The sequence below is a fragment of the Collinsella aerofaciens genome (assembly GCF_028209885.1).
Classification (GTDB): Bacteria; Actinomycetota; Coriobacteriia; order Coriobacteriales; family Coriobacteriaceae; genus Collinsella; species Collinsella aerofaciens_BA.
This window is the reverse complement of record NZ_JAQLEM010000028.1, coordinates 1-12,448: the sequence shown is the minus strand read 5'-3', so window position 1 is coordinate 12,448 and position 12,448 is coordinate 1. Positions and strand designations below refer to the sequence as shown.

7 protein-coding genes and 1 tRNA gene are annotated in these 12,448 nt (G+C 58.5%); 4 read left to right on the top strand and 4 right to left on the bottom strand.

Annotation, left to right across the window (positions count from 1 at the left end):
* Positions 1 to 30: 30 nt before the first annotated feature.
* Together PMX21_RS07615 and PMX21_RS07610 are read right to left on the bottom strand one after the other, a co-directional pair.
* Positions 31 to 1,347, bottom strand: coding sequence for an ABC transporter substrate-binding protein (locus PMX21_RS07615; protein WP_195240873.1), 1,317 nt, complete (start codon positions 1,345 to 1,347; stop codon positions 31 to 33).
* A gap of 306 nt (positions 1,348 to 1,653) precedes the next feature.
* The gene (locus tag PMX21_RS07610) at positions 1,654 to 2,373 is read right to left on the bottom strand and encodes a GntR family transcriptional regulator (RefSeq protein ID WP_055285612.1); all 720 of its coding nucleotides are present in this window, start codon (positions 2,371 to 2,373) and stop codon (positions 1,654 to 1,656) included.
* 229 nt (positions 2,374 to 2,602) lie between these two features.
* Between PMX21_RS07610 and PMX21_RS07605 the strand changes: the two genes are divergently transcribed.
* From PMX21_RS07605 to PMX21_RS07590, 4 genes are all read left to right on the top strand, one after another.
* Entirely contained in the window at positions 2,603 to 5,053 is a 2,451-nt protein-coding gene (locus tag PMX21_RS07605; protein WP_271748856.1) for a PTS transporter subunit EIIC, read from the top strand.
* 125 nt (positions 5,054 to 5,178) lie between these two features.
* Complete coding sequence (locus PMX21_RS07600) at positions 5,179 to 6,192, top strand: polyprenyl synthetase family protein (RefSeq protein ID WP_260699342.1); 1,014 nt, start codon at positions 5,179 to 5,181, stop codon at positions 6,190 to 6,192.
* A 138-nt stretch (positions 6,193 to 6,330) separates the two neighbouring features.
* Positions 6,331 to 7,236: a peptidoglycan-binding domain-containing protein gene (locus PMX21_RS07595; protein WP_022094145.1), complete on the top strand. Its 906-nt coding sequence runs from the start codon at positions 6,331 to 6,333 to the stop codon at positions 7,234 to 7,236.
* A gap of 38 nt (positions 7,237 to 7,274) precedes the next feature.
* A tRNA-Gln gene (locus PMX21_RS07590) sits at positions 7,275 to 7,349 on the top strand.
* A 337-nt stretch (positions 7,350 to 7,686) separates the two neighbouring features.
* Here the strand turns inward: PMX21_RS07590 and PMX21_RS07585 are convergent.
* Together PMX21_RS07585 and PMX21_RS07580 are read right to left on the bottom strand one after the other, a co-directional pair.
* Positions 7,687 to 9,858: a hypothetical protein gene (locus PMX21_RS07585; protein ID WP_271748966.1), complete on the bottom strand. Its 2,172-nt coding sequence runs from the start codon at positions 9,856 to 9,858 to the stop codon at positions 7,687 to 7,689.
* A 183-nt stretch (positions 9,859 to 10,041) separates the two neighbouring features.
* Positions 10,042 to 11,931 carry a carbon starvation CstA family protein gene (locus tag PMX21_RS07580; protein ID WP_271748965.1) on the bottom strand — a complete coding sequence of 630 codons (1,890 nt, stop codon included), beginning with the start codon at positions 11,929 to 11,931 and terminating at the stop codon, positions 10,042 to 10,044.
* Between the last annotated feature and the right edge of the window lie 517 nt (positions 11,932 to 12,448).

The window sequence follows — 12,448 nt, the reverse complement described above, 5'->3', positions numbered from 1 at the left end:
CGCTAATCAGATAGCTTGGGCAGCAACTGCTTACTCGGAAGCGGCCTTCTCGGTCTTCCAGCCATCGACGAAGGCGTTCTTGACGCCGTCCCACTTGGTGTTATCGGCAGCGTAGGCAATCAGAGCCTGCTTGAGATTCTTCTTCCACTCCTCGGAGGGAATGTAGACGAAGTCCCAAGCGACGGTCTTCTTGCCGTCCTTGGCCATGGCAACGGCCTGCTGCGAGAAGACGTTGGTAGTCTCCTTGGCGCTCTTGAACGGAGCGGTCAGACCCATCTTGTCGGCGATGATGCTGGTCGGGGTGTCAGCGGTGACGCACCAATACATGAAGTCCTCGGTGGCCTTCTGGGCATCCTCGGAAGCCTGGGAACTGACGCACCAGTAGTTCTCGCCGCCGGAGCACAGGCCCTGGTTCTCCTCGCCGTCAACACCGATGTAGATCGGCATCATGCCAATCTGATCGTCGGTCATGCCGGCCTTGACGAGGTCAGAGTAGGCCCAAGAGCCGTTCTGGTAGAAGACGGCCTTGCCGGTTGCGAACTCGTTGGTGGCGTCGTCGCCGGTCTTGGAAGCAAGCTGCGAAGGATCGCAGGTGGAGTCGGTGATGTACAGGTCGAAGATCTGCTTGTAGTTGTCGAGGAACTCACCCTTGATCTCGTCGTCCTCCTGGTTGTGCTCCTTCTCAAACTCGTAGTAGAGCGGCATGTTGGCAAGGTGGGTGGTGTAGCGCCAGCTGGAGGAGTCGTCCATGCCGGCGGAAGTGAAGGCACCCTCGACACCAAGCTCGTCCTTGCGGGCCTGAATGTCATCGGCACAAGCCTTCAGCTTGTCGAAGGAGTTGATGTCCTCGGCCTTGTAGCCAGCCTTCTCGAGCAGCTGCTTGTTGTAGATGATGCCGAAGCTCTCCTGGACCCAGTCGATGCACACATCCTTGCCGTCGGACTGCAGAGCCAGGGAGTCGTCAATGAGCTCACCGCGGAGCTTGGTATCGGACAGGTCGGCGCAGTAATCCTTCCAGTTCTTAAGACCGGTGGGGCCGTTGACCTGGAACAGGGTCGGAGCGGAGCTCTTGGACATCTCGGACTTAAGCTTCTCCTCGTAGGTGTTGGAAGCGGCGGTCACGATCTTGACCTCGACGCCCTTCTCCTTCTTATAGGCCTTGGCGATCTCCTTCCACTCCTTGTCGACCTCGGGCTTGAATTGGAGGAAGTAGACCTCGGCAGCGTCACCAGAAGCAGAGGAGCCGGAGCCGGCAGAACCACCGCAACCCACGAGGCCCAGACCAAGAACTGCAGCCGCGGAACCAGCAAAGCCCAGGAACTGCCTTCTGCTCATTTCGTTCTTCATTACAATCCACCCTTTCACACCGTGGCGGCACCCTTTGCCGCCGCCTTCGGAGATTGGCTCGGGGACTTTGCCCCTTTTGCTGATTTGAACGATACGCTATTTGGCTAGTTGTTTGAACAAGTATTACTAGAGCGGTAGAAAAACTTCGGTGAACGGTAATTTCAACTTGATACTTGACAAGTTTTGTATAAACAATTATTTGTTATCTAATGCAGAGAAAACGCCCGGTCAAGCCGATGTACCGTCGGTTTGACCGGGCGTTTTCTCTTTGAGGCCATGAGTCTCGTCAGGCTGCGAGCTAGCCGGCTATCGCTTGGAATTGACGCGGTAATGGAAGATCTCGGGGTGTGTGCGAGTGTGCGTCACCTCAAACAAGATGCCATCCGAGGTGTACGACTGACTCTCCATGACGGCAACGCAGTTGTATTTGCCGAGGTCAAGATAGCTGCAGTCCTCATCGTTGGCGAGCTCGACACTCACCGTACGACGGCTCGCCATCACTTTGACACCGCGCTTGTGCTCCAGATAGCCGTAAATAGAATCTGCCGCGATCTCGGGAGTCAGGCCCTTGGCGATCGACGCCAAAAAATAGCCATGGTCCACTTGGCGCGCGTTGCCGTTGAGGCTTCGGACACGCACTACGCGAATCAACTCCTCGCCCACCTTAAAGCCCAGGTGACGAGAGAGTTGCTCGGTGCAAACCAGATGTTCGAAAGACTTAACGTCCGTCGATGCAACGGCATTGTTGCGCTTTGCAAACTCGCCAAACGACTCAACCTCTTCGAGTGCGCCCAACATGTCGGTTTCGCCCTTAAGCCAAATAACGCGCACGCCCTTGCCGTGTATGGGCTGCACAAACATCCCGTCGGCCAGCATGCTCAAAGCGCGGCGGACGGTATTGCGCGTGCAGCCAAATTCCGCGGTCAGCTCGGCTTCGGTTGGCAGCATCTCCTGAAACGCATAGGTCCCATTAATGATGCGCGAGCGTATTTCTCGGTAGATTCCTTCGTATATCGCTTTTGGCATTGTTTCACCTCTACATAATTCATTTCCGGCTAGGCACGATAGCATTTCTTAAAGTTGTTTAAACCGAATATCGGTAAAGCGACAGGATTTAACCGTTGACGGTTTCTGTCATGCCCAAATCGGTTTCGCTCAAAACTGCCGGTACGACAATCGTCTGGTCCTCTACAATGAATCCATTGTTTAAACGTTTCCCCACGCGCAACGCGCCTCGATATTCGGAAGGCAGAACATGCTGCAAAAAATCCAACGCTTTGGCGGGGCAATGTTCGCGCCCGCCATGCTGTTTTCTATATCAGGCCTCATGGTCGGCGTCTCCGCTCTCGCAACGACTGCGGACATCGTCGGCGATCTCGCCGTATACGGAACCCCTTGGTACGTTTTTTGGACCATCATCCAGCGCGGCTCGTGGACGGTCTTTAAACGCCTCCCGCTCCTTTTTGCCGTAGCGCTGCCCATCGGTCTTGCCCAAAAACAACCGGCTCGTTGCTGTCTCGAGGCTCTCGTCGCCTATTTTGCCTACTGCTTCTTTTTGAGCGAGATCATTAAGCTGAGCGGAGACAACCTTGGACTTGAGTACCCGTCATCTTTGACCTCCGCCAGCGGTATCACCGTCATCGACGGCATCAAGACGCTCGACACCGGCATTATCGGCCCGCTGGCGGTATCGGCAACCGTCGTTGCCATCCATGACCGCTTCTACGATGCCAAGGTTCCCGATTGGCTCGGCACCTTCTCGGGCTCCTCGCTGGTCTACCTCATCAGCTTTTTTGCCGTGTTTGCCCTTGCTGCTATCTCGGCCGCCATCGTGCCCTACGTATACGATGTAACCGATACGCTGCGTCACGCGCTTGCAGGCGTCGGTCCCTTTGGCGTGGGCATCTTTGTCTTTTTAGAACGAGCACTCGAGCCCTTTGGCCTGCACCACCTGCTCTACATGCCGATCTACTACGACAACCTGGTCATTAACGACGGCATCTACGCCACGTGGAGCAGTTTGCTCCCCATCCTCTCCCATAGCACGCGCCCCCTTAATGAACTTGCGCCGTGGGCCGGTTTTACCGCCACCGGCTGGGTCAAGCTCTTTGGCCTTCCTGCCATCGCAGCTGCATTCTACTCCACCGCAAAACCCGAGCGCCGCGCCGGCCTCAGGGTCATCCTTGCTCCCGCCATCATCGCCTCGGTGGTTTGCGGCGTTACCGAGCCACTCGAGTTTCTCTTTATGTTCACCCACCCCGGGCTCTTTTTGCTCTACGCCGTCTTATCGTCTTGCCTTGCCACAACCATGAATCTCTTTGGCATCGTCGGCATCTTCTCGGGCGGCCTCATGGAGATGGCAGCCTTCAACTTTATTCCGCTCATGCGCACGCATGCCGGTGCCTATCTTTTGGCGCTCGGTATCGGCCTTGCCTTTAGCCTCATCTTTTTTGTTAGTTTTCGAGCACTCATCTTGGTCTATGACCTTAAGACACCGGGCCGCGAGGATCATGTTGCCAATCGCGCGGCAATCGATTGTTTAACGGGAAGCGACTTTGCCAAAGAGCAATCCCCCAATGACGAGGTCGATAGTCGATCCGATCAAGATCACGTCCTCGCTGAGCGGGTAATTCAGCTTTTAGGTGGCGTTGGCAATATCGTGGGCGCAACCAACTGCGCCACGCGCCTGCGCGTCGAGGTCGCAGACCCTTCCATCGTTGCAGATAACGCGTCGTTTGTCGCGGTGGGCGCCAAGGGCCTCATCATTACGGGCAAGACCGCCCAGGTGGTCATCGGCATCTCCGTTCCCCGCGTTAAAGAGCATTTTGACCAGATCATGGGCCTCGAGCCGGAATTTGTGCCCACCACCTCGGCCTCCCCTGCCGCCAGCGCAGCCCATAAGCGCGGCTCTATTTGCTTCTTCGATATCGACGGAACGCTCGCCTGGCAAGACCCCAGGCTCGCCCAAGACCTTCCCGAAGACGAGCGGGACCTCTCCCCCTATCCCAACGAGGCGGTTTCGCAGGCAATCCGCGAGTTTGTCGCCAACGGCAACATGGCCTTTATCTGCACGGGACGCACCCTGAGCTGCATCCACCCCAAACTTCTTGAGCTGCCTTGGACCGGCATCGTCTGTCTTGCGGGCGGTTACGCCGAGATCAACGGACACGCAATTCGCGATCTGTCGATGACGCCCAGTATGCTGCAGCGTCTTGCCCCCTACCTTGAGCAATCGGGCGAGGTCATCCGCTTTGAGGGCCTCAACGGCGTCGTGCGCATGAGTGCCGATGCGCCCGATGCTCCCGGATACGCGCGCACCCTGGGCGACGCAGTCACGCAGCTGCAACATTACAGTGTCTACAAGATCTTGATGTCTACATCGCTCGCCAACCACATCACTCAAGATAAGGCACTTGAGCCGCTGCTGTGCTTTAATGAGCTCGAACTCGAGGTAACCGAAATCTCGCCCCACGAATGCACGAAGCGCGGGGGCATCCAGTCTGTACTCGACGCCCTCGACCCCCACCACGGAACCGTATACGGCATTGGCGACGCCAGCAATGACGTCTCGCTGATGAACGCCGTCGATGTCGGCATTGCGATGGGCAACGCACCGGACTATCTCAAGGATAAGGCCGATTACGTGACCGACACCGTCGATCATGACGGTGTCGTTGCGGCGCTCGAGCATTTTAGGCTGATTTAGGCACACTCCATCAAACGCACGCCCGTTGTCCTAAATCGCCAAAACTGCCGCGCCAAACGCCCTGATGTGGCAATATGTTGTCTGCATATTGCATCAATGCAACCTCAGAAAGAATGCGAGAACCCGTGTCCAGTCCGTTTACCAGCTTTTTAGCCCAGCACTTTGACCAGATTAACGACTATCTGGCCACGTTCTTTGACGGACAGGCGACCTCTGCCGATATCGAGCGCTACCTGTACGCGCCGCTCTCGGCTTTTACGGCCAACGCCGGCAAGCGCCACCGCCCGCTTATCTGCATGCTCGCCGCAACCGCAGTGGGCGGTAGCTTTGAGAGTGCCCGCAGCGCCGCGGCGGCCATCGAGCATTTCCAGTCGGGCGCGCTGATCCACGACGACATCGCCGACAACGGACAGCTTCGTCGAGGCAAGCCCTGCATGCACCTTACCGAGGGCACGGGCCTTGCCATCAATTGTGGCGACCTGGCGCTCACCATGGTCACCAAGACGGTTCTCGACGACCCTACGCTGGAGTCCGACGTGAAGCTGCGCGTGCTCCACGAGCTTACCGAGATGATCGTCCGCACCATTGAGGGACAAGCACTCGACCTGGGTTGGGTCCGCGACGGGCGCTTTGATATCTCGGTTGATGACTACCTGGACATGGCGACGCACAAGACCGCGTTTTACAGCGGAGCCACGCCGCTTGCCGCCGGAGCCATTATCGGCGGCGGCAGCGATGAGCAAATCGAAGCGCTGCGCGCCTTTGGCCTGCACACAGGCCTTGCCTTTCAGATTCAGGACGACCTGCTCAACCTTGTCGGCACTAAGGAAGCCGCCAACAAGGACTTCCGCACCGACATCACCGAGGGCAAGCGCACGCTTGTCGCCGTACACGCCCTCTCTGATGAGCGCCACCACGACGAGGTCGAGGCGATTCTTTCCTCAGGCACCGATGATCCCGCGCAGCTCGCACGCGCCGTGGAGATCTTCCAGGAGACCGGCTCCATCGATTACGCCCACACTTACGCGCTCGACCTGACCGCTAAGGCCAAAGCAGCCATCGAGAACGTTGAGCTTGATCCGCACGCACGCGAGCTGTTCCTCTCCATGGCAGATTTCTTTGTGGAGCGTCTTAACTAACGGGGGTTATAAAACCTGTCAGCAGCGTATTTAGGCACAACTTGCTACACTGTTGAGTGCATGTTTATGCATCCCTTTGCGTTGTCTATCCGACAGACGCTCAAATAGTACGAATGGTACGCCGAAAGGGGTTCGTTCATGGAACCTATTACAACGGGCATGCAAGGAGCAGCCGTCGAGGACGTGCAGTCTCGTCTCCTGCAGCTCGGCTACACGATTGATGCCGCCGAAGTCACCGACAAGTACTTTGGAGCCACCACTGAGCAGGCCGTCAGCACCTTCAGGCTCGACAGCGGCCTTGCTGCCGGTCATGCCGTCGATATCCCCTGTTGGAGCGCCCTTGTAGACGCTTCGTATAAGCTGGGCGACCGCACCCTCTATCTGCGCATGCCCAATTTCCATGGCGCCGATGTGCAGGCCCTGCAGCGCGCTCTCAACGTTTTGGGCTTTGCCTGTGGCGAAGACGACGGCTACTTTGGCCCGCATACCGAGGCCGCCCTGCAGCAGTTCCAGGAAAATGTCGGCCTGTTTGCCGACGGCATGGCCTTCCAGGACACCTACGCCTACATCAACCGCCTGCACCATGTGTGGGAGGGCAAGCCCTCGGTCACCGAAGCCGAGTCCCGCATCGGTTTTGCTCGCGCCGCCAACGTGCTCGAGCGCTTCCAGATTGCCGTTATCGGCGAGGACCCCATCGCACGCAGTGTTGCGTCGCGCATGTGGAATATCGCCACGGCAACGACCGACAACAGCGGCATGATGCTCTGCGACTCCGAGGTCCCAACCGACGTTGACCTGGTGCTCGAGATCGCAAGCGACGAGCTGCCCGCAGATGCAGCACCGCGCGCCACGATTGCCCTCGCCGAGTGCCACAACCTGGCCCAGCGCATCCGCACTGCCAATGTCGCCGCACAGCAGAAGCCGGCACGCATTCGCATTGAGCTCACGGGCATGACGCGCTACAACGGCACCTTCACGGCCAGCGACGCGCAGACACTCGCCGTACGCCTGCTCGATGGCGTTTGCGATGCCCTCGCAGATTAGGTAAACTAAACGAGTTGCTTTTGGGCAACACCACACATTGGGACGTAGTTCAACGGTAGAACTCCGGTTTTTGGTGCCGGCTGTTGGGGGTTCGAATCCCTCCGTCCCAGCCAAAGAAACAAGCCTCTCGAACGCATAGCCGATCGGGAGGCTTTTCTTGTGAGCAAGCGGAGGGATTCGAACCCGCAAGGAATCTACCTATATAAGACAGACGCCCCAGGCCCATAACGACCAAGAGCGCCTTGCATCTAGAATTATCAGCCCTGTTCCGAAAAGCGAGCCGCATGCAACAACCAAGTAACCACAGGCCCCGGGAGAGTGGGGACACCGGCTTAGGTTTATCGCGAGTTCCGCACGAACAGGAGGCCACTTAATGTGGCCTCCGTCGTGAGCAGGACTGTAGAGCAGGAAACCTAAGCCGGTGTCCCCACTCTCCCGGGGCCGAACGCCCTAGTTGTTGAGCATGCGGTCGAAGCTTCCCGAGTCGCCATCCCGATAGTCGGCGGTCATCAGGATCTCCTGCGGAATGCGCCCGCCTTCACGTAGCACGTTGCGGAACTGCACGCGCGTGACCATGGGCAGATCTTTGATCGTCGCTGCCAGGTTCTGCGGCACACCCTGGTTGGCAGCCGCGGGCTCGCACTCTCCGCCGGCCTTCACGCGACGCTTATGCTCGGCGAGCATAGCGCGATACATGCCGGCATGCAGGCGAATCTCAACCACATTGGCATTGCGAGCCTGCTCGACGATGCGCGCGCCCTCGCGATCGATATCGCCCACGTAGTAGACGTAGTTAAAGCGATAGCCAATCTCGGCCAGATAATCATCCAGTGCGTGCGAGACGCTCGCTTTGCAGCCGCCGCCAAAAATCACGCCGCCCACTTTGATGCCAAAGAGCTTGGCATGTTTGCGTCCGCGCAGGAGCTTGACGATCTCGTCATAGGTATCCAGGTTCTCGACCATAATGAACGGCTTGTCGGCACCCAGCGTAAAGAAGCCCGTAAAGTGCACGGGGCGATTGGGGGCGACCTTGATCGCCTGCATGCTGATGCCCTTTTCGGTCATACGTCTGATCAGGCGCTCACCGTGCTTGCCGTCAAAAGCCTTCTCGTCGTTAAAGATCTGGTAGGCACGCTGGCGGCGCGAGGCAACCGGCGTATCGGCACCTCGGTTCTGCTCGATCCAAGCCTGGATGATTGCGATTTCCTCGGCAATCTTGCGGTTGGACATCTCGTTGTGCTGAGTGCGCTGCGGAGCCTTTTTGCCGTCCTTGCCCTCAACCTTTACGATCTGTGTCTGCTGCTCCTTGATCTTAGAGAGCGCCGTAGGCGTAGGGACAACTTTGAGCAGCTGCCTGCCTAAAACGCGGGCAAGGGCAAACGCCGAGACCTCACCGTGGACTGCCGACTTGGGCTGCTGGGCAGCAGTATCTGCTGCGGTAGACTCCGGCTTCTTCTGAGACTTGCGCTTAGAATCGCCTTGGGAATTGCGCTCGCGCTTCGGCATAGACGCCTGCTTCTGCGGACGATCGGACTTGCTCTCCTTCGCTGGCTGGCGCTTAGACTGCCCCGCAGAAACCTCGGCCTTCACATCCTCGTCCCGCGGCGTGATCTTCTCGGTTGCAGTCTCGGCATGGGAACTGCGGCCCCCACGATGGCGACGGCGGCGAGGCTTGCTCGACGCGCCCTGCTCCGTCTGCTCATCAGTAGGCTGCTGGCCCTTGGCCTCGGCATCAACCTCAAGCTGCGGCTCAACAGGCTTCTGCTCGCGAGCCTCCGGCTCAACGGCCTTCTCGTCCTGGGTGGTCGAAACCGACTCGCCCTTCTCCTGATGCTTTACGGGATACGCGCGTCCCGCAAAACCGCGGCCGGGACGACACGAACCCGGAGCCTTCTTGGCAGACCCCTCAACATCGTCTGCAACCTCAGAAGACTCTTCAACCTCACGCGCGGCATCCTGCTGTGCAGTCTTAAAGTGAGCACCGCGACGACGCTTGGGCTCTTGGGCCTCCACGGGCTTTTGCTCCCTCGCGGGCTTCTGCGACTCGGCAGCAACCTCGGTCTCAACAGCCTCGACATCCGTCTCACCCTTTTGAGCTACGGCGCGGCGGAAGCGCTCCTGCTGGGCGCGGCGCTGCGCATCGCGCTTGCCACCCCCGCCAAAACCGCCGCGTCCCGCCTTGGCCGTAAAGGCGCGAACGACGTTCTCGTCAAGCAGCTCGTCGGTATCGACATGCTCGCGCGGAGCTATTGCCGCCTCAGCAGGCACCTCGACAACGTCCTCGACGACCTCTTCGGCAGCCTCGGCAGGCTGTTCCTGAACATCGCGAATCTCGGCATTGATGGTATAGAACGCCGGACGCCCGTTAATGCCGCTACCCTCAATCTTGGTCACGATATTTGCCGCGATAAGCTCATCGCGCATCGCCTTGGTGTCACATTCCTTATCGACGGAGCGGAAAATTTGCGCCAGCGCGCTCGACTTGATCTTGAGCGCCTTGCGGCAAAGCAGGTCGTAGGCAACCAGCTTGGCACGCTCAGCAGAAAGCGATGTCTGGCTGCTCAGACGCTCAGCCAGGGCATCGACATTATTTTGGTTATCGGAATATACCGTCTTGGCCACGGGGCCCCTTTCATATGTACACATATACGTCTATATGGTACAACGCGCGCCCTTATCCACGCAAAACATCTGCGAGAACACTCGAGCGTCACCCGCTTTTGCATGAAAAAAGACCGAGCCCGCGAAGTCGCGGACCCGGTCTTTCCGAGTCAAATGGATGGGAGATTCAACCCGTCCGACCGACTAGGCCTTGGCGGCCTCGGCGTCGGCAGGAGCCTCAGCGGCAGCGGCGCGACCGTACTCGGCCTTGCCCATATCGGACCACTCGGGCTCCTCATCAGGCATGGAGCCAGCCTCCTTGCCGAAGAACTCCTTGAGGCAGTTGACGGCAACGATGAGGCCCAGGACCATCAGCAGGACGGCAAAGACGAGCTGCAGGCCCTTGGTGGCGGCGACGGAGACGGCGGCCGTGGTGGCGGTAGCCGGGATGGTACCGAAGAAACCGTAGGCCTGGACGGCGGTCATGCAGCCCATGGCGCTCTGGACCAGCGAGGTGAAGGTGCAGCAGAGCAGGAAGACGACGGGCACGTAGAGCATCCAGCCCTTGCGGCCGGTGCACTTGCAGAACACGGCGAGGGTGATCATGGTCATGCCGCCGAGCAGCTGGTTGGAAGCACCAAAGAGCGGCCAGATGTTGGCATAGCCACCAAAAGCGAGAGCGAGACCGGGAAGCAGGGTAACGACCGTGGCGAACCAGGGGTTGCCGAGGACCTTCATGTAGCCGGCCTTGGACTCGATGGCCAGGGCATCGTTGGTCTGGGCAAAGAACTCGGAGAACGAAGTGCGGGCGATGCGGGCGACGGCGTCGAGCGAGGTCAGGGCCAGAGCGGAGACGTTCATGGTCATAAAGACGGTTGCGAGCGTGCCGTTAACGCCGAAGGCCTGCATACCGCGGGAGATGCCAGCGGCGAAGATCTGGAACGGGGTGGAAGCGACGCCGGCGTTGAGGGCGCCGGTACCGGCGGTGTTCATGTCGGAGAACATGATGCCGGCGACGATGATGGCAAGGATGCCGACGAAGGACTCGACGATCATGGCGCCGTAACCAACCTTGACGGCGTCCTGCTCCTTCTCGACCTGCTTGGAGGAGGTACCGGAAGAAACGAGGCTGTGGAAACCAGAGAGAGCGCCGCAGGCAACGGAGACAAACAGGACCGGGAACATCATGCCAGAAGCGCTAGAGAAGCCGGTAAAGGCCGGAGCGGTGATAGTGGCCTGGCCGTTGACGCCCAGGACGACGATGCCGAGGACAGCGCAGGCGATCATGACGATCATCATGATCGAGGTGAGGTAGTCACGCGGGGTCTTGAGCGTCTGGATGGGCATGGCGCCGGCAAAGACCAGGTAGACCATGACGACGGCGAACCACTGGAACTTATCCAGGTAGACCGGGAACTGCATACCGACGGCAAACATGAGAACCATGAGCACCACGCCGGTGACGAACTCGGCAGCGCCGGTGAGGTTGAACTTCTTCTGAGCCCAACCAAAGGCGATCGCGACGAAGGTGAACAGGATGGAGATGGTACCAGCGCAGCCGGCGGCATAGGACTTGGTGAAGTCGATGGCACCGGTAGCAGCACCAGAAGCGTCAACGGCCGGGGTGAACATGAACGTCTTGCAGACCATGTCGGTGAAAGCGGCGATGACGATGATGCAGAACAGCCAGCAGAACAGCAGGAACAGGCGACGACCGGTCTTGCCGATGTACTTCTCGATGAGCTGAGCCAGGGACTTGCCGTTGTTCTTCATCGAGGCATACAGGGCGCCAAAGTCGTGGACGGCGCCAAAGAAGATGCCGCCGACGAGAACCCAAAGCACGACGGGCAGCCAGCCAAAGGCCATGGCGACAATCGTGCCCGTGACAGGGCCGGCACCGCAGATCGAGCTGAACTGGTGCGAGAACGCGGTGAAGGCGGAAACGGGCGAGAAGCTCTTGCCGTCCTTCATGCGCTTGGCCGGCGTGAGGGCATCCTTGTCAACGCCCCACTTATTGGCCAGCCAGCGACCGTAGCCCAGATAGCCGCAGGCGAGCACCACCGCGGCCACAACCATGAGCAAAACTCCGTTCATTACATTTCCTCCTCTAAAAAGAACTTCCTAGACATAAAAAATGAGGGCCGTCGGTTGCGCTCGACGGCCCTCATCTTCATCAGCCGCCCGTTATCGTACGGGCTAGCTGTATGTGCTAACCCGCATCAGATAATTACTACGCTGATAATGTTTAGCTGATGCGTGAACATGTCTAAGAAATCCTCTTCGATCATGATGTGAACGTTCCGTGCGTGTTCACATCCCCCAGTGGATGAAAAGCAGTATGAAACTTTAGTTACCTAAAGTCAACGCAAATTTGTAATGAATTTTCAACTTTTTTGGATTTCTCGGTATAAAACGCCACTGACCTCGGACTTTACCCGACAAAAGTTTTTGCATGAGAGTTGCCCCTGGGAGCGGCGGGAGCCGGGCGGCGCATATGAACTTTCCTGCTCTACAGTCCTGCGCAAGACGGAAAGGGTAGTGTCGAGAAAGTTGGTGTAGCGCCCGAACCGAAGCGAGTCTGCCCGGCGTCCGGGAACCTGGAATACGGTGA

What these genes read in the sequence shown, in the direction of transcription:
- PMX21_RS07615 (WP_195240873.1), bottom strand. Translation starts at nt 1,347, where the DNA reads ATGAAGAACGAAATGAGCAGAAGGCAGTTCCTGGGCTTTGCTGGTTCC.
- PMX21_RS07610 (WP_055285612.1), bottom strand. Translation starts at nt 2,373, where the DNA reads ATGCCAAAAGCGATATACGAAGGAATCTACCGAGAAATACGCTCGCGC.
- PMX21_RS07605 (WP_271748856.1), top strand. Translation starts at nt 2,603, where the DNA reads ATGCTGCAAAAAATCCAACGCTTTGGCGGGGCAATGTTCGCGCCCGCC.
- PMX21_RS07595 (WP_022094145.1), top strand. Translation starts at nt 6,331, where the DNA reads ATGGAACCTATTACAACGGGCATGCAAGGAGCAGCCGTCGAGGACGTG.
- PMX21_RS07580 (WP_271748965.1), bottom strand. Translation starts at nt 11,931, where the DNA reads ATGAACGGAGTTTTGCTCATGGTTGTGGCCGCGGTGGTGCTCGCCTGC.